Below are 16,713 nucleotides of genomic sequence, written 5' to 3'. Positions count from 1 at the left end.
GTGATCCAGTGTGAAGGACTTGTTAAAATTTTTAAATCCAGCGACGTGGAAGTCGTTGCCCTTCAAGGTCTGAATTTGACGGTGAACCCGGGAGAGATGATGGCGATCATCGGAAATAGCGGAAGCGGAAAATCGACGCTGCTCAACATTCTCGGCGGCCTTGACCGGCCGACAGCCGGTACGGCCATCGTCGGCGACTGGGATTTGCTGAAAATGACGGATGCGCAGCTCGTGGAATACAAAAGGCATACCGTCGGATTTATTTGGCAGAACAACGGCCGCAATCTGCTGCCGTATCTCACGGCCCTGGAAAACGTGGAAACGCCGATGATTCTAGGTGGAAAGCGGGATCGCGCATACGCCAAACAGCTGCTGGAATGGGTCGGGCTCAAGGATCGGATGCATAACAAGCTCCATCAATTGTCGGGTGGGGAGCAGCAGCGGGTTGCGATTGCGATTTCATTGTCCAATCGGCCGAAGCTGCTGCTCGCCGACGAGCCGACCGGTTCAGTCGATTCCGAGACATCGGATACGATTATGAATATTTTTCGCAAAATGAACAAGGAATTAGGCGTCACCATCGTGATCGTAACGCATGACCTGACGCTTGCGGGCAAGGTCGACCGGATCGTTGCCATTCGTGACGGATTAACGAGTACCGAATTTGTGAAACGCAACGAAAATCTGGATGACGAGCATAACTTGCCTGGTTCGGGAACGCCGAGCATTCATGAAGCTTTTGTCATTATTGACCGGGCCGGGCGGCTTCAGGTACCGAAGGAATACCTCGAGGCGTTATCGATCGACAACCGGGCGACGTTGGAATTTGACGGCGAGCGTATCGTGATTACGCCGCCAAGATAATCATGAGGGGGAATTGGGGAATGAAAATGTGGGGAAAACGTGTGCTGGGCATATTGGCTACAGCCAGTCTGGCATTGCCGCTGCTTGCAGGTTGCACGGCAAGCGAATCGAAGGACAACGAGCAGCGCGTATTGCGTGTGGCCACCTTGTGGGGCAATACAGACGATAGCTATTTTCGCCAGCAGTTTACGGATGCCTTTGAGCTGACACATCCGAATATTACGATTGAGGTTGTACCAGCCGTTGAGCAGGGCAGCATGTACGGTTACGGCAACACGGATGAGCAGCAGGAAGTTCCGGATACGATGGAGAGCATCAAAAAAATCATGACCGGAGACAATCCGGTGGACGTGGTTGTGGCCGATACGTCAACGATCAGGTCGTTGATCCAGGAGAACATGCTGAAACAACTTGATCCGCTTATGCAAGAGGATAAGTTCGACACGAGCGATATCGTACCGAGCGTGCTGGAGGGCATCAAAGACATCGGAGATCAGAGCATCTATGCGTTGACGCCAACGTTTTCCTCGTCCGCCCTCTTCTACAATAAGGCGATCTTCCAGAAGGCAGGCGTAGAGCCGCCGACGGATAACATGACTTGGGACGACATCTTTAACCTGGCGACTCGCGTTACCAGCGGCGAAGGCAAGGACCATGTGTTTGGATTTGCGTTCAGCACATGGCAAGGAGGATCGCCCTACTATTCGATGCAACAGTACTATAGCGCGCTTCAACTGAAAATTTTCGACGATAAGGCGGAGAAAATGACGGTCGATTCGCCTCAGTGGGAAAAAGTATGGAGCAAGATCAGCAAGCTCGCCATTGACAAGGTTACCCCGAAAGGGGATGAGCAGATGGACCAAAGCAGTGGCGAAAGATACAATCCGCTGCAGGGCGATCTGTTCCTCAGCAGCAAAACGGCCATGGCTTTAGGCGATTATAGTTACATCAACCAGTTGATCGATGCCAACAAAAACGCCGATAAAATGGAAGGGTTCACGAAAGTGGATTGGGAGGTCGTCACACCGCCCGTGCATCCCGAAGCGCCAGGAATCGGCGGCAACATCTATCTCAGCAATTTGATGGCGATCAACAGTTCGGCGCAAAATCCGGATGATGCCTGGGAACTGATCAAATACATGAACAGCGAGGATTGGGCAAAAATCAAAGCGCGCAGCGCCTATGAGATGGTTTCCCGCAAGAGTTTCATCAAGCCGAAGGACGGCATGGATTACAACATTCAGGCCTTCTATACGTTAAAACCGATTCCGCCGACCAATACGAATCTGGACAAAATGTACCAGAAGATGCCGAATCTGTGGCAAGTTAGCGATAAAGGCATGGAGTACTTCAACCAAGTGCTGGATAACAAAAAAACACCGAAGGAAGCACTTGCCGAATGGGCTGCTAAGGGTAACGAAATGCTGGCAAAGTTGAAAAAGGACCCAAAAGCGACATTTAACCCATAAGAAGTCATGTTTTAATTTGCTTCATCTTGAAGCTGCCGGAGATTTGGTCTCCGGCAGCTTTTTTTGACTTTAAGCATGCAGGATATAAAATTGGAGCAAGCGGGGTATTCTACATATTGAGCAATGGATTGGAAAGGAGGGTGACCTATGCATTGGATATATTTTAGCAAGCTTTACGCCACCAAATTTCAAGCAGGCTGTTTGGCCAAGCGGCTTGAACATGATGGTTGGTTATATGGATATAGCGACCCGTCAGAGATCGAGATTTTCCGTTCCAAAAAAGGGAGATATGGTGTTCGATTTATTCCCTGACATTACCCCTTGACGTATAGGATATAAATGGTGTATATTAATTAAGTCGCTATTTTGATTTTTTACTGACGCGGGGTGGAGCAGCCCGGTAGCTCGTCGGGCTCATAACCCGAAGGCCGCAGGTTCAAATCCTGCCCCCGCAATCAAGTTTCACTCGATGTTTAAACAGCCATCATGTGAACGTTATACTTTTTTGGTGAGGGTCCTTAGCTCAGTTGGTTAGAGCGGTCGGCTCATAACCGATTGGTCACAGGTTCGAGTCCTGTAGGACCCATTTCCTCAAAGCCCTTGCGCAGCAAGGGTTTTTTTCTGTCTACTAACATATCTTCCTGGATCTGCTTTTCGTCATTATACCGAACGTTCCCTCACGCGATAGCCTTATTTTTCGTATTCCGTGATTGTCCATAGCTTTCTCGAATCTAGCATATTATTATCATCCTAAGCAATTGCATGGAATGTGAAACCGATATGAAACTTATGTCGTATATATATAGAATAAAAATCCAAATAGGAAAGAGGCAGGGGCATCGTGAAAAAAATGTTAGCGATTATGATTTATCCTTTCGCCATGATTATGGGAGCATTGGCCGGAGGAACGGCTGAGCTCGGAAGCCCGGAAGGCATCCGGTTTATGCGGGACGTCACAACAGATCGGAGCTATGACGGACAAGAGATATATGATAGAATTGAGCATAGAAAAGCATAATTACATATCAACCTGAACTGTAAAGGCAATGGGATTGAGGCATTTTCTCGGCTTGCGGACCATTGCTCTTGAAGGAGTTGCAGTACGTGACCCAATCGGCGCGTGCTTGCCTTTAAGCCGGTTCGTACCTCTTTATGGGGTATGAACCGGCTTTTTAATGACGAAGAATGGGGGAGTTGGGCTTGAAAATTGTCATCGGTCAACCGAAGCTTGAGGATGGGCTTCTGCAGTTGGAAAAGGAGCTCATGGACAACGATGCGGATATTTTGCTGTTTCCGGAGGGGTATTTGAACCAGAACGTGGACCAAGCACGTGAGCTGGCGGCAAGGTACGGAACCATGATCGTGTCCGGACATCGCAGGCTGAATGAACGTCCGAAGGATCGTTCCATCGTCATTGACCCAAAAGGCAAGATCGTGTTGGAAAAGGCGAAATATACGCCAGCTGAGGCCGTAGAGGAGCAAGGATGGAGGATCAGTACATTGCTATGCGATGAGCTGGTACTTCAGGGGTTTGAGAATGAAGAAATAGGGAAGGTGGACATCCTGATGCATTCCATCGGGGTGGGCATGTTCAGTGAAGAGCAGTATGAAGAATGGCTGGAAGCCGCTCGCGGCATTGCGGTGAAGAACGGATGCCCTCGTTATGGGGTCAAGCCATGGAGACGGCTTCTATCGCGATTCTGAAGTGTCCATCCCGATCGCGTATTGCATTGCTCCGGATGGGACGGTGCTGTTGGCCGCTCGAAACGATACGCGTACTCGCACGGTCATTCTAAACAGCGATGGAGGAAGAGGTCGGATCCGGACGGGAACCGGCAAGAAAGCAGATGTCGCCGTGGAGTAGCGAGACAAACTCCTTGATTTTGGGCGCTGTAGATTGGGATATGGCCCGGTCATTCCAATTGAATTCGCATATCTTATGGCATACCTTGAAATTCAAAGGAGGCCAATCAAATGAGTCAAGTTGGATACGGTTGTGGAAATGGCGGAGTATGGACTTCCACAAGTGCAATTCTGGTGTTGTTCATCCTTCTCGTAATCATCACAAAATCCTTCTGGGTATAAGCTGGATACCCCTGAAATCCTTGTGATTCGGCTGGGCTCCGCCGCTTGACGGCGGAGCTTGGCGCGAAACATGGGGAATGAGCGGCATGCGGGTCATTTGACAACCGAAAAGAATGTGCTTAAAATCACATAAGAGACTATATCAGAGATTGAAGGGATTTGCATGCCGTTTATTCGCTTTAGAGGATTTACAGGTAATCAATTGGAGGAAGTCGTACCCCGAATTACCGAGCAGATGGCTTTTGTATTCAATATTCCGGAAGAGAGAGTAAAGGCGGAACGGTATGATGTACAAGCACTTACGCCTTCGCCGGCGTCCGTCGAAATTTTGATGTTTCAGCGGCATCAGGATGTTCACAACCGTATGGCATCCAGCATACATGGGATCCTGGCTGAGGCCGGAGTGCCTGATGCGCATATCTTTTTTAACATTTTATCTCCTTCGCTATATTACAAACAGGGTAAACCGTTGTTGGACTATCCGTTGGACTAAGCTGAAGCGGTCAACCGTGGATGCGCGAACATAGGGCTTCAGCATGTATGGACGAGCAGCGCAAGCTGCTCGTCTTTTGGTGTGGTGGATATGACAAGAGTTCGTTAAAACTGCCGTCTGTCTTCCTGTTTGATTTCGAATCGGGATGCCCTCGATGCACGTTTCGCATAGATGTTTTCCTTTTCCTGGATCAAAAGCACAAACGCGATCGCAAAGACAAGCGTGGTCCACGATAATGCGGCCGAACTCCATAATGTGGACGCGGCCCCCCAATGTACCGTTGCCAAAAAGGTGATAGGCAATCCGACAACGGTGGCGGTATGACTGGAAAAAGAGAGCAGGCTGTTCGCCTTGGCGATTTCGGTTTCCAAAGCATGACCTGCCGATAATGGCAGAGCATGAAGCAATGCGGATTCCCACCCTTCCAGCAGGGATAACAGAAAGGCAGCGGCGAACAGGAGGGGAAGATGCTGCTTCAAGTAGGGGAGGCCGGCTGCAATTGCAGACAGCAGCAATGTTTTGGTTGCAAGCATACCGATCAAGAGTCGTGAAGAAGCAAAGTGCTTGATTCGCGATGAAACAGACAAGCCGGCGAAACTCCGTGCTGCCACCTGCATAATGGGAAACAAAAAAGCCCAGAGCAAGGAGGCTGTCAGTCCATAAATCATGATGGTGATGACTGTAATGTATATTACATGAACAAAAGAAAGTAGAGTTTTCGCCGCCCAATAAGGATAAAATGCAATGTTCATAAGAATAAGACCCTTTCTCAGATACCGGATGTCGGCAACAAGCCCGTCATTTTATAATAAGATGCCATGTAGCGCCATTCCACAAATAAAATTATCATTTTTTGCTCATTGAACGGCAAAAAGCAGCGATTCCTGGACGGAATGCTGCTTTATCGCTTTATGTTTTAACCGACGGAAAGGGTGAAAGCCACAATCAGCATGATCAAACTTGTCATTCGGACAAAAATCATATGTGAGCTTTCGGGCTCCGATTCCCCTCGCGTGATCCAGCCATAACGCAAATACCAGCCCACTTTAGGGAAACAGAAATTAATGATGCATAATGTCATAAAGATAAAAAAGAGGGTTCGCATACCGTTCATCCTTCCTCATGGACATGATCCGATTCCCTTAATGACTAGGCGTCAGTATTCGATAGAATAGTCAGGATCGTGCTGTCGGTAACGAGTAAGATGTTTGTGTTGTCTAACGTAATGATATGTTACCACATCGAGCCGGGTTTTGAATCGGTTGGAATAAACGAATTCGCTTGAATGATACATATTAAGGATTGTTTGGCGAACGGACGTTCTGTTATAATGCAAAGGGAATGAGAGGAGGCAGCATGAGCAGAACGCACAGAAAAAAACGAAGAAACAAAGGATTCGGCAGCTTAAAAAAGAAGGGTTTGACGCTTCTTACTTTGATGGTGGTGCTGTTCTTTGCCTGGTTTAAGGGAGAGATCCCGCTGGATTTGCCTGCATGGCTTGATCAGGGCACCACTCAGGGTGTGGATCACACGATTACGTTTCCGTCCGAACGCTACCCCGAGACTGCAGCGCATATTAAATCCGCCATTAAAGCAGGGCATTCCGATGTCTGCACCATCGATCGGGACGGAGCCGAAGCCAATCGGGAATTGTCGCTTAAGGGCGTGCCGGTCAAAAAAGGGTATGATCGCGACGAATGGCCGATGGCCATGTGCGCCGAAGGCGGCGCGAATGCGGATATCCAATATATTACGCCAAAGGATAACCGTGGAGCAGGATCTTGGGTCGGGAATCAACTCAGTACATATCCGGACGGGACCCGGGTTCGATTCGTAGTCAAATAATATTCAAAAGAGCTGATTTCAAGGAGACAAGCCCCTTGCGAATCAGCTTTTTTCCTGAAATTTTTGGATGAAGAAAAAAACGTCCCGAAAGTGCCGGAGTGTTCTGGTCCATCGTTACAGGTCGGCAGCTGTCATCTGCAGGCCGTTCAGATGGTGTGACCGGATGCTCAATATCCGGGTAACCTGTTCCACTTCGTCAAAGGGAATCCACAGGTTTCCCTGCACAGTTCTAAGGGTCAATATGGATGAGTCGGCCGAACGCTCGGGAGTTCCGGTAACGGTTTGCCCGCTCGTATTGCGAACCACGATTTGCTGTTTGCGGCGAATGGCAATATCTACCTCTTTTTTCATAAGACATTACTCCTGAACATGGGATATGAAAACATATTCTTTAATATCAATGGTTAATTGGGCTTCTTTATGTAGTCTATCAGAACTAGGTATCGATTTCCAGAAATGCATGCCGTGAATTCACCGGAAAATGAAAGACATGAAGCGCAAAACGGGTAAATGAACATAAAGAACTCATAATGAGATAGCGGTCCGAGGAGGAATGGATATGACTCAATTGCTGATTGGCATGGCAAGCACAGAAAATGAAGCGATACTGATGCTCAACAGGTTAAAGCTTGTCGGGATCGCGAAGGATCGTCTTGGCGTCGTGGCGAAGGAACAACTGGATTTGGAACGGGTAAGCGAGCAAACCGAATTGCCTAAGCCTTTGAAAGGAGGCGGCACAGACGGTGCGTTTGGAGCGCTCAAAGGAGTATTGGCCGCGTTGGATGAGCGCAAGGACCAGATTCAGACGGTGGGGCAAGCTGTCCGGCGTTTGGCAGGCAATCAAATTGGCGAAGGCACGGACGATCTGGTGCTGATGCTGACCGAAGCGGGCATATCCGAGACGAAAGCGCAGATGTATGAAACTTTTTTGCTTGACGGTGGCTTAATCGTTGTAGTGGAGTGTGATGACTCCGAGTTGGATGAAGTTATTCCGATTCTAAGTATGGAGGAAAAACCGCAGGCTTGAAAGCTTGTATTCTTTTTAGTTTAATTTAAGGCGCATTTTAGGTTCTTTTAATGTTGGCGATGTATTCTTTACTCACACCTCCCTTAATATAGATGGTTGATCTGAAAATTCGAGACCGCAACTCGGATTTTCCAGAGGGACTGCCGGCTTTGTCCGGCAGTCCCGTTTCCATGTCATGAGACAAATATGGGGCGATGGTTGTGCACTCACGTTTATTCATTACAATTATAAAAAATATGTTGCATAATGATTAATAACATGATATTATATTTCTTGTCGCCTCAAGTAATTAAAGAAGGACATACATATGCCGGGGTGGCGGAATTGGCAGACGCACAGGACTTAAAATCCTGCGGTAGGTGACTACCGTACCGGTTCGATCCCGGTCCTCGGCATCCATTAAAAAAAGGAAATCCCTTAATACATAAGGGATTTCCTTTTTTTGTATTTTGAATGAACTCTCCCGATTCAAAGGGAACGAGTGCATTATTTCTTCTTTGGGGGGCGGATTGGGGACGAACTTTAGGATCGAAGCAAGCAGTATGCAAAATTGCCCGATGCAATAGCTGTACGGAAGTATAATCTCATAATCGCAATCCTCCAAACATAGGATCTAAGACGGCGTTCTGTCGGGAAAAAACCTCGGTTAGGAAGACGGCGAGTGATCGTGTATAATGAGGAAATAGTCATTAATTACCTTTATCTTGCGGGATAAATTACAGAGATTTTTACAGGCACAAACCATTTCTGATGATGGAGGACTCGGTATATGTTGAAAAATCTTCAGGCTTACCAAGTATTGCAGGAGCGCAGGATCGAGGAACTCAAAGCGGACGCCTATCTGTTGGAACATACGAAGTCAGGCGCCAGAATTTTGCTGCTGTCCAACGAGGATGACAATAAGGTGTTTAATATCGGGTTCAGAACGCCGCCGAGCGACGATACGGGCGTACCGCACATTTTGGAGCATTCGGTGCTCTGCGGGTCGAAGAAATTTCCGGCCAAAGATTCCTTTGTAGAATTGTTGAAAGGCTCACTCAATACATTCTTGAACGCTATGACGTATCCGGACAAAACGGTATATCCGATTGCGAGCCGAAACGCGCATGATTTTCACAATCTGATGGACATCTATCTGGATGCGGTACTGAACACCAACATTTATGAAAACGAAAAAATATTTTTGCAGGAAGGCTGGAATTACAACCTGGCTTCCCCCGAAGACGAGTTAACGTACAACGGGGTCGTATACAACGAAATGAAGGGTGCTTTCTCGTCGCCGGAACGCGTCGTGCGCCGTGCGGTGCTGAATTCCCTGTTCCCGGATACGACATACTCCAACGAGTCAGGCGGCATTCCCGATGCCATTCCGGACCTTACATACCAGGGTTTGCTGGATTTCCACACCAAGTACTACCATCCGTCCAACAGTTACATCTATTTGTATGGCGACATGGATATGGAGGAAAAGTTGAACTGGCTGGATGAAGCCTATCTGAGCCATTATGATCGGACAGAGCCGGATTCGGCCATCGGCCTGCAATCCCCTTTTGCAGAACGCGTGGACGTCGTGACGAGTTATTCTGCCGGCAGCACCGAATCGGAAACCGACAACAGCTTCCTGACATACAATGCGGTCATTGGAACGACGTTGGACAAAGAATTGAACATTTCGCTCGAAATTTTGTTGTACGCACTCCTTAACGCGCCAGGCGCTGTTCTCAAGCAGGCCCTTCTGGACAAGGGCATCGCGAAGGATGTATACGGTTCATACGATGACAGCTTGTACCAGCCTGTGCTGACGATTGGACTCAAAAAGAGTAATCTGGAGAGCAAACAGGTGTTCCTCGATACGGTGCGCGAGGTGCTTGAACGCGTTGTGCGGGACGGGATCGATCCAAAGGCACTGCTCGCGGGAATCAATTCCTATGAGTTCAACCATCGCGAGGCCGATTTCGGCAGAATGCCGAAAGGACTCATCTACGGTCTCCAGACATTGCAGAGCTGGTTGTACGATGATCAGGCGCCGTTCATGTACCTTGAAGCCAATGAGGTGTATGACGCACTGAGAACAAAGATGAAGGAAGGATACTTTGAACAACTGATTCAGCGCTATTTGCTGGACAATACGCATGTTTCTTTCGTTGCGGTGACACCCGACAAAGGGTTGAATTTGCGCAAGGAGGAAGCGCTCAAGGCGAAGCTGAAGGCGCTGCAGGCCGGACTGAGCGAGACGGAAGTTCAAGAGCTGGTACAGCGGACACAGGCGCTCGCAGACTACCAGAATGCACCGTCGACGAAAGAACAGCAGCAAGCGATCCCGACGTTGTCGATCGAGGATATTGAACCGAAAGCCTCTGTCCTGCATCAGACGCTGAAACAGGCAGACGGCACCACGATCGTTCACCATAATTTGTACACCAACGGGATCGGATACCTGAAACTGTTGTTTGACGTCAAATCGGTGCCGGAACGTCTCCTGCCCTACGTCGGCCTGCTGAAAAGCGTGCTTGGTTACGTCAATACGGCGAACCACACGTTTAGCGATCTGTCTAACGAAATCCATATTCATTCCGGCGGCATTTCGGCCAATGTAAGCGCGAGCGCCGATGCGAAGCAGTTTAACGCCTATAAGGCAAACTTTGAATTCAGCGCAAAGGTGCTGTACAGCAAATTGGGATTTGCCTTTGACATGATCGAGGAAATCATTCTGACCTCCAAGTTCGATGACTCCAAACGTCTGTACGAAATCATCTCCCAGTTGAAGGGCCAGCTGCAGCGCAGCTTGATCAACAGCGGCCATTCCGCCGCCATGGGCAGATCCTCGGCCAAACACTCTGCGGTAGCCTCGTTCCGGGAAGCCGTGGGCGGCATTTCTTTCTATCAGTGGCTGGAGGAGGTTCAGGCCCATTACGAGGAACGGAAAGAGGAGCTTGCCGACCGTTTCAGGGAACTGACCGGCATTATTTTCAGGCCGGAAAACCTGCTCGTGAGCTATACGGCGGATGACGAAGGTTATGCCGGACTGGAGCAGCGCGTGTCCCAACTGAAAGGAAAACTGTTCACCCATGATGTGCCCAAGGAAGATCCGTCGTTCAAGCCGGTGAATCATAAGGAGGGGTTCAAGTCTCCTTCGGAGGTGCAGTATGTGGTGCAGACGGGCAATTTCATCGCAAAAGGGTATCGGTACACCGGATCGCTGCGCGTGCTGCAGGGCATTCTTTCCCTGGATTATCTCTGGACGAATATCAGGGCCAAAGGCGGCGCTTACGGCTGCATGACGGGGTTCAGACGGAATGGCGACAGTTACATGGCCTCCTATCGTGATCCCAATCTGGAGAAAACGTTCAAGGTGTATGAGGAAATGCCGCAATACTTGCAGCAGTTCAAAGCGGATGAGCGCGAGATGACGCGGTACATTATCGGTGCTATTCAGGACCTGGATACGCCGCGTACGCCTCATGGCGAAGGCGTGTTCTCCCTGGAGTGTTATTTGTCCAACGTGACGGAAGAAGACCTTCAGCGGGAACGCGACGAAGTGCTGGGCACAACGGAAAGCGACATCGTCGGTTTTGCGCCGCTCGTATCGGCGATCCTGGCAGACGAGTATCGCTGTGTCATCGGCAATGAGAATAAAATTGAAGAACAGCGCGGGTTATTTGATGAAACGCTTGATCTGATACGATATTAAGCTTCAACAGGCTTTTGCACGGTGGAGCTAAAGGACGGATCAAGTCAAGGGATTTCTCGGGGTGGATTTATTTCGCTTCGGGGAATCCCTTTTTCCATTGATTTTTCGGGGGGGAATACACGATGCATATGTCAACAATCCGATGCTGTATCCTTCTTTCTGGCTAGCTGTCTTCCATTATGTTAAAATGGTGGATAGTTTATGTGCCGTTGGATCAAACAAACGGCTGCGCAGGCAGCAGGACCCGGTGTGGACTGCACGGATATGCATTCATCAAGGAAAGGAGTCCATGCAATGTTTGGAAACGATTGGGATACGGTGCTTCAACAAGAGATTGAGGCGGACTATTTCAACGATATTCGTTACGCGCTTGCGGCGGAGTATAAGACACAGACCGTTTACCCGTCCAAGGAAAACCTGTTTTCCGCGCTAAAACTGACCCCGTACCATAAGGTCAAAGCGGTCATTATTGGCCAGGATCCGTATCATGGGGCGGGTCAGGCTCACGGATTAAGCTTTTCGGTCATGCCGGATGTGCGCATCCCGCCGTCTTTGCAGAACATTTACAAAGAACTTCACGCCGATCTCGGCTTGCCCATTCCGAAGCATGGGTATTTGGTGCACTGGGCGGAGCAAGGCGTATTACTGCTCAATGCGGTGCTTACGGTGCGTGAAGGTCAACCCAACTCCCACCAAGGTCTTGGATGGCAGCGTTTCACGGATGCGGTAATCCGTGCCTTGAACGAGCGTTCAGAGCCTATGGTATTCATGCTGTGGGGCAGTCATGCCCAAAAAAAAGGAGCTTTCATCAACCGTGACCGGCATTTGGTGCTGCAATCCGCACATCCTAGCCCGCTCGCCGCCCACCGCGGCTTTTTCGGGAGCAGGCCGTTCTCCAAGGCAAATGAGTTCTTAAGCTCCCATGGCGTCGCGCCGATCGACTGGAGCATACCGCAAATATAGAACGACAGAGAGGTGAGGGCATTGCGGCATTGGGAGGGACGGAAGGTAGCAGTATATCGCGCATCCGGCATACGCGAGCCACTGAAAGGAACGCTGGTGGAATGGGATGAAGAAGCGGAGTGTGTTCGAATTGGACCCAAGCGAATCAAGGTATCGTTCGATAACATCGCCATGATCAGGCCGCTGCCCGAAGAAAGCCTTCCTTTGAAAAAAGCCCGTTCCGACGTGCATAAAGTCGGCTATGTGATGAAGAAGGCATTGCAGTTCGACAATGCCATTTATTTCAAATCACGGGTCATGATCTGGCATCGCGCCAAAATCGTCGCCTACTCGACAACGATCCTTCGCCATGACGAGGACCAGGTCGTCATTGCCGATGGACGGAAGCTTCGCAAGGACAAGCATCTTTTCGTTGTTCGTTCAAGGCGGGGCATCCGCTAAATGGCATCACTTGGCGTGTTAGAAATTTAATATGTATTTCATGTAAAGATCATATGGATTTAATCTTCGGCCTTTATATTAAATGTAACAACCCCTTCTAAATGATGTGCAAAGACTGAAAGCCCGGCCGGCTGCAAACGGTCGGGTATTTTTTTGCCAGGAAAAGCCGAACGGAGATAACATGGGAATGACAATAAAGTTGTATACTAAAACAATGGAGAAGAAAAGGAGTGACATCCGTGAAGCGTATATGCGTATTTGCAGGGTCCAACCCTGGTAGACAACCGGAATATACCGAGCAGGCCGTGCAATTGGGCAAATTGATCGCAAGCAGGGGGTATGCGCTTGTTTATGGCGGATCACGAATGGGTTTGATGGGAGCCGTCGCGAATGCCGTGCTGGAACAAGGCGGAGAAGTCATCGGCGTCATGCCGACAGGTCTGTTTCGCGGTGAAATCGTACATAGCGGATTGACCGAGCTCGTTGAAGTAGGGACGATGCACGAACGGAAAGCGACGATGGCCGAACTGTCGGACGGCTTCATTGCGCTTCCGGGAGGCATGGGCACGTTCGAGGAACTGTTCGAGGTGTTGTGCTGGGCACAGATCGGCATTCATCGCAAACCTGTCGGACTGTTGAATGTGAACGGATATTACGAACCGCTGATGAAAATGGTGGAGCATAGCGTGCACGAAGGATTTTCGAATACGTCCCATTTGAGCTTGTGGAGCCTTGAATCGGATCCGGCCGACCTGCTTGCCCGCATGGAAGCTTACGTTCCCGCACCATTGACTCAGAAATGGTCGGAGCTTGGTGTCGATTAAATAAAGTCACCGTTTGTTCACGCCATAGCTTCCGCTTCGCCCAATCAAGTTCAGGACTGACACATAGACTATAGTGTACTTTCGAAGAGGGGAGTGTGTCACTCATGAGCGAAATCAAAGGTACGGACTATGGTTGCTGTGGCTACGGAGACTGGACGTCGACAGGAGCAATTCTCGTCCTGTTCATCCTGCTGGTCATCATTTGTCGCACCTTCATCTGTTAGGGATCACACATTTCGTCAGGGGTATGATCGCAGGCCCCATACATCAGCCTTTCCGTTGAGGCGCCGGTTCGCTGCCGGCTCTCAGGGAACGGTTTTTTTGTTGTTTCGCGAAAAATGGATCAAATCAATGGAAGGTGTCCTGCCCCCGGTTTTTACACGTTTGACGGAAGCAGGACAAATACAAGAGTCGTTCAGCCCGGCTGCATCGATTCATACCACAATGGCCGTTTGGCCGGGGTGGTATAAGGTTTTCCAAGCAATGTATAGACCGAGGATGGCCGCGAGCAGGGAGAGAATGGCGGCAACGACAGCGAGTTTATCCAGCGTATGGTCGGCTTCGGCCATTGTATTTGGCATGGTTGTCGTTGGAGCGGAATAGCTTTTGGTGCGTACGGTAGGTCTGGAGAGCCTGGACGCCGACTTTGACGGGGAGGCATGCGGGCGGGAAGGTGAGCTCCGATTTTTTGGGCTGGAGTACTTCAAAAGTCAACCTCCTTATGGCGGAGTGTACTGCTTTTCTATGGTTTATACCATGTTATGTGGATTTGCAGATTGAGTTCGCAAAAATGAGTGTTTCCCCAAGCCCGCTGAATGACTTCATTATACGTTCTGTTAATACCCGTGTGACAAATCGTCAGTATAGTAGCAATGGGGTGGCAAGGAATGAAAATTTCGAAGGAGCGATTGCGAAATGGTCGAGATTATTGCGCATAGGGGAGCATCTGCTGTATGTCCCGAAAATACGATGGTGGCGTTTGACCGGGCACTGCAACTTGGAGCGACAGGCATCGAGACAGATGTTCAGATGTCAAGCGACGGCAGGCTGGTGCTCATTCATGATGAGACGTTAAATCGGACGGCCGGGGCAGAGGGCTGGGTGAAGGACGCTGCATATGAGCATTTGCGTTCGCTTGATGCGGGCTCCTGGTTTGATGAGCAGTTTGCAGGGGAGCGGATTCCTTCGATTGAAGAGTTGCTCGACCTGATTCGGGGAAAAAATACGTTGCTCAACCTGGAGCTGAAAAACGGTATTGTCGGTTACCGGGGCATGGAGGAAAAGGTTGTGCATGCCGTCAGGGAATGGGGATTGGAAGAACAGGTCATTATCTCCAGTTTCAATCATGCTTCCTTGGTCAAATGCAAGCGTCTTGCGCCGGAGATTCGTACGGCCTTGCTTTACATGGAAAAATTGTACCGTCCGTACGATTACGCGGCCAAGCTGGAAGCTTCGGCCCTCCATCCGTACAAATGGGCCGTAACGCGGGAAGAGGTGGCTGCGGCTCTGGCGCACGGAATTACGGTTCATCCATTCACCGTAAATGACCCGGCCGAAATCCGGGCCATGATGGATATGGGTGTACAGGCCATCATTACGGATGTGCCGGACGTCATGGCTGCGCTGATGGGAACGTATGCGCCTACACAATAATTTGGAAACTATGATGCATAAGAGAAGCACGGAACTGGAATTGTTCCGTGCTTTTACATGTGTTTGCTCATGGTTTGGAAACAATAAGCCGGAAGCGGCTTCTTTTTTTTGTACGCAATACTCATTTATACATCAAACTTGTCCGATTTATCCATTGCCAGAGTGACATCGTTGACATACAATGATGTATGGGAATGAGAATCAATATCAATATCATTAAAAGTTCGGCATATGTAGAGAGGTGATTGTTATGTACATAAGGTCTGCAAGCTTCGCTCATAACAAGGGTGGACGAGCATGAGTACAAAAGCTTCAGTCGAAAGTCGCGGCACAAAGGATTCACCGACGGCAAAAATACACACTCGCCCGTGGACGGCCACGCTTATACTGACAGGGGGCATCCTGCTGCTTATATTCGGCATGGCGTTATCCATTTCGTTCGGTGCAGCCGATATCAAACTCGGCATGGTGTGGCAGGCCATCTTTCATTTCAATCCCGACCTGACACCGCATCAGATCATATGGGAAATTCGATTTCCACGCATTCTCGGGGGTGCCATGGTTGGAGCCTGCTTCGCCGTAGCCGGCGCCATCATGCAGGGCATGACCCGCAACCCGCTCGCGGATTCGGGCTTGCTCGGCCTGAACGCCGGCGCAGGTTTCGCGCTGGCGATTTGTTTTGCTTTTTTTCCGGGACTGTCTTACATGTACATCATCATGTATTCGTTCATCGGTGCGGGGTTGGGCGTTCTGCTGGTGTACGGTTTCGGTGCTGCTTCAAAATCAGGACTTACACCGATTCGCCTCGTTCTGGCAGGGGCGGCGGTAGCCGCCATGCTGTCCGCGCTGAGCGAAGGCATTGCGTTGTATTTCAAAATCGGGCAAGACTTGGCCTTCTGGACAGCGGGCGGCGTGGCCGGAACAAAGTGGTCCCATTTGCAGGTCATGCTGCCTTGGGTAGTGGCTGCCCTTATTGGTTCATTCCTCATTTCCCGGTCCATTACGCTGCTTAGCCTGGGGGAAGACATCGCGGTCGGACTTGGTCAGCGTACCGGTTTGGTCAAATTGATCGGCTTGATTATCGTGCTCATTCTCGCTGGCACAGCCGTATCCGTCGTGGGTGCAGTCGGTTTCGTTGGCTTGATCATCCCGCATCTCACGCGAAAACTGGTCGGGGTCGATTATCGCTGGATTATCCCTTGTTCGGCCGTGTTGGGCAGCTTGCTGCTTGTGTTCGCCGATCTGGCTGCCCGCATGATCAACCCGCCTCACGAGACACCGATCGGTGCGCTTATTGCCTTGATCGGAGTTCCGTTCTTCCTGTATCTGGCACGCAATGAAAGGAGGTCTCTGTAAAT

General features: G+C 49.8%; 19 protein-coding genes and 3 tRNA genes. 19 read left to right on the top strand and 3 right to left on the bottom strand.

Annotated elements, in window-relative coordinates:
- From L6H98_RS15820 to L6H98_RS15775, 10 genes are all read left to right on the top strand, one after another.
- Positions 1-864: an ABC transporter ATP-binding protein gene (locus L6H98_RS15820; protein WP_236416587.1), complete on the top strand. Its 864-nt coding sequence runs from the start codon at positions 1-3 to the stop codon at positions 862-864.
- 20 nt (positions 865-884) lie between these two features.
- Positions 885-2,333: an extracellular solute-binding protein gene (locus L6H98_RS15815; RefSeq protein ID WP_236416585.1), complete on the top strand. Its 1,449-nt coding sequence runs from the start codon at positions 885-887 to the stop codon at positions 2,331-2,333.
- A 147-nt stretch (positions 2,334-2,480) separates the two neighbouring features.
- Positions 2,481-2,645, top strand: a complete 165-nt coding sequence (locus L6H98_RS15810) for a hypothetical protein (protein WP_236416582.1) — start codon at positions 2,481-2,483, stop codon at positions 2,643-2,645.
- A gap of 69 nt (positions 2,646-2,714) precedes the next feature.
- A tRNA-Met gene (locus L6H98_RS15805) sits at positions 2,715-2,788 on the top strand.
- A 57-nt stretch (positions 2,789-2,845) separates the two neighbouring features.
- Positions 2,846-2,919 (top strand) — tRNA-Ile (locus L6H98_RS15800).
- 255 nt (positions 2,920-3,174) lie between these two features.
- The gene (locus L6H98_RS15795) at positions 3,175-3,351 is read left to right on the top strand and encodes a hypothetical protein (RefSeq protein WP_236416580.1); all 177 of its coding nucleotides are present in this window, start codon (positions 3,175-3,177) and stop codon (positions 3,349-3,351) included.
- A gap of 182 nt (positions 3,352-3,533) precedes the next feature.
- Positions 3,534-4,037, top strand: coding sequence for a hypothetical protein (locus L6H98_RS15790; protein ID WP_236416578.1), 504 nt, complete (start codon positions 3,534-3,536; stop codon positions 4,035-4,037).
- Complete coding sequence (locus L6H98_RS15785) at positions 3,997-4,197, top strand: hypothetical protein (RefSeq protein ID WP_236416576.1); 201 nt, start codon at positions 3,997-3,999, stop codon at positions 4,195-4,197. The genes L6H98_RS15790 and L6H98_RS15785 overlap by 41 nt, the downstream gene beginning before the upstream one ends.
- Positions 4,198-4,307: 110 nt before the next feature.
- Entirely contained in the window at positions 4,308-4,418 is a 111-nt protein-coding gene (locus L6H98_RS15780) for a YjcZ family sporulation protein (protein WP_236416574.1), read from the top strand.
- A 163-nt stretch (positions 4,419-4,581) separates the two neighbouring features.
- Complete coding sequence (locus tag L6H98_RS15775) at positions 4,582-4,911, top strand: DUF1904 family protein (RefSeq protein ID WP_236416573.1); 330 nt, start codon at positions 4,582-4,584, stop codon at positions 4,909-4,911.
- A gap of 104 nt (positions 4,912-5,015) precedes the next feature.
- Here the strand turns inward: L6H98_RS15775 and L6H98_RS15770 are convergent, their stop codons facing one another.
- Complete coding sequence (locus L6H98_RS15770) at positions 5,016-5,498, bottom strand: hypothetical protein (RefSeq protein ID WP_236416571.1); 483 nt, start codon at positions 5,496-5,498, stop codon at positions 5,016-5,018.
- 769 nt (positions 5,499-6,267) lie between these two features.
- On the opposite strand from L6H98_RS15770, the gene L6H98_RS15765 reads away from it, so the two are divergent.
- Positions 6,268-6,756, top strand: coding sequence for a NucA/NucB deoxyribonuclease domain-containing protein (locus tag L6H98_RS15765; RefSeq protein WP_236416569.1), 489 nt, complete (start codon positions 6,268-6,270; stop codon positions 6,754-6,756).
- Positions 6,757-6,870: 114 nt separating this feature from the next.
- Here the strand turns inward: L6H98_RS15765 and L6H98_RS15760 are convergent, their stop codons facing one another.
- Positions 6,871-7,107: a hypothetical protein gene (locus L6H98_RS15760; RefSeq protein WP_236416567.1), complete on the bottom strand. Its 237-nt coding sequence runs from the start codon at positions 7,105-7,107 to the stop codon at positions 6,871-6,873.
- Between the two features lie 208 nt (positions 7,108-7,315).
- On the opposite strand from L6H98_RS15760, the gene L6H98_RS15755 reads away from it, so the two are divergent.
- From L6H98_RS15755 to L6H98_RS15730, 6 genes are all read left to right on the top strand, one after another.
- Complete coding sequence (locus tag L6H98_RS15755) at positions 7,316-7,783, top strand: general stress protein (protein ID WP_236416565.1); 468 nt, start codon at positions 7,316-7,318, stop codon at positions 7,781-7,783.
- Between the two features lie 309 nt (positions 7,784-8,092).
- Positions 8,093-8,178, top strand: a tRNA-Leu gene (locus L6H98_RS15750).
- A 374-nt stretch (positions 8,179-8,552) separates the two neighbouring features.
- A complete protein-coding gene (locus L6H98_RS15745) occupies positions 8,553-11,474 on the top strand; it encodes an insulinase family protein (RefSeq protein WP_236416563.1) in 2,922 nt (973 codons plus the stop codon).
- A gap of 294 nt (positions 11,475-11,768) precedes the next feature.
- Positions 11,769-12,437 carry a uracil-DNA glycosylase gene (gene ung, locus L6H98_RS15740; RefSeq protein WP_236416561.1) on the top strand — a complete coding sequence of 223 codons (669 nt, stop codon included), beginning with the start codon at positions 11,769-11,771 and terminating at the stop codon, positions 12,435-12,437.
- Between the two features lie 21 nt (positions 12,438-12,458).
- On the top strand, positions 12,459-12,878 hold the full coding sequence (locus tag L6H98_RS15735; RefSeq protein ID WP_236416560.1) for a hypothetical protein: 420 nt from the start codon (positions 12,459-12,461) through the stop codon (positions 12,876-12,878).
- 239 nt (positions 12,879-13,117) lie between these two features.
- The gene (locus tag L6H98_RS15730; protein ID WP_236416559.1) at positions 13,118-13,702 is read left to right on the top strand and encodes a TIGR00730 family Rossman fold protein; all 585 of its coding nucleotides are present in this window, start codon (positions 13,118-13,120) and stop codon (positions 13,700-13,702) included.
- Positions 13,703-14,136: 434 nt separating this feature from the next.
- Here the strand turns inward: L6H98_RS15730 and L6H98_RS15725 are convergent, their stop codons facing one another.
- On the bottom strand, positions 14,137-14,409 hold the full coding sequence (locus L6H98_RS15725; RefSeq protein ID WP_236416557.1) for a hypothetical protein: 273 nt from the start codon (positions 14,407-14,409) through the stop codon (positions 14,137-14,139).
- Positions 14,410-14,617: 208 nt separating this feature from the next.
- Here L6H98_RS15725 and L6H98_RS15720 point away from each other — a divergent pair, with 208 nt between their 5' ends.
- Positions 14,618-15,355, top strand: a complete 738-nt coding sequence (locus L6H98_RS15720; RefSeq protein WP_236416555.1) for a glycerophosphodiester phosphodiesterase — start codon at positions 14,618-14,620, stop codon at positions 15,353-15,355.
- 297 nt (positions 15,356-15,652) lie between these two features.
- Positions 15,653-16,711, top strand: coding sequence for an iron ABC transporter permease (locus L6H98_RS15715; RefSeq protein WP_236416554.1), 1,059 nt, complete (start codon positions 15,653-15,655; stop codon positions 16,709-16,711).
- Positions 16,712-16,713: the final 2 nt, after the last annotated feature.

Source organism: Paenibacillus sp. JJ-223 (assembly GCF_927798175.1).
In the GTDB taxonomy this organism is placed as follows: domain Bacteria; phylum Bacillota; class Bacilli; order Paenibacillales; family Paenibacillaceae; genus Paenibacillus; species Paenibacillus hubeiensis.
The sequence above is the reverse complement of the archived record's forward strand: the minus strand, read 5'-3'. Positions and strand labels throughout refer to the sequence as shown.

Coding starts and splice junctions, on each gene's coding strand:
- L6H98_RS15755 (WP_236416565.1), top strand. CDS start 7,316: ATGACTCAATTGCTGATTGGCATGGCAAGCACAGAAAATGAAGCGATA.
- L6H98_RS15815 (WP_236416585.1), top strand. CDS start 885: ATGAAAATGTGGGGAAAACGTGTGCTGGGCATATTGGCTACAGCCAGT.
- L6H98_RS15715 (WP_236416554.1), top strand. CDS start 15,653: ATGAGTACAAAAGCTTCAGTCGAAAGTCGCGGCACAAAGGATTCACCG.
- L6H98_RS15785 (WP_236416576.1), top strand. CDS start 3,997: ATGGGGTCAAGCCATGGAGACGGCTTCTATCGCGATTCTGAAGTGTCC.
- L6H98_RS15765 (WP_236416569.1), top strand. CDS start 6,268: ATGAGCAGAACGCACAGAAAAAAACGAAGAAACAAAGGATTCGGCAGC.
- ung (WP_236416561.1), top strand. CDS start 11,769: ATGTTTGGAAACGATTGGGATACGGTGCTTCAACAAGAGATTGAGGCG.
- L6H98_RS15780 (WP_236416574.1), top strand. CDS start 4,308: ATGAGTCAAGTTGGATACGGTTGTGGAAATGGCGGAGTATGGACTTCC.
- L6H98_RS15775 (WP_236416573.1), top strand. CDS start 4,582: ATGCCGTTTATTCGCTTTAGAGGATTTACAGGTAATCAATTGGAGGAA.
- L6H98_RS15720 (WP_236416555.1), top strand. CDS start 14,618: ATGGTCGAGATTATTGCGCATAGGGGAGCATCTGCTGTATGTCCCGAA.
- L6H98_RS15745 (WP_236416563.1), top strand. CDS start 8,553: ATGTTGAAAAATCTTCAGGCTTACCAAGTATTGCAGGAGCGCAGGATC.
- L6H98_RS15810 (WP_236416582.1), top strand. CDS start 2,481: ATGCATTGGATATATTTTAGCAAGCTTTACGCCACCAAATTTCAAGCA.
- L6H98_RS15760 (WP_236416567.1), bottom strand. CDS start 7,107: ATGAAAAAAGAGGTAGATATTGCCATTCGCCGCAAACAGCAAATCGTG.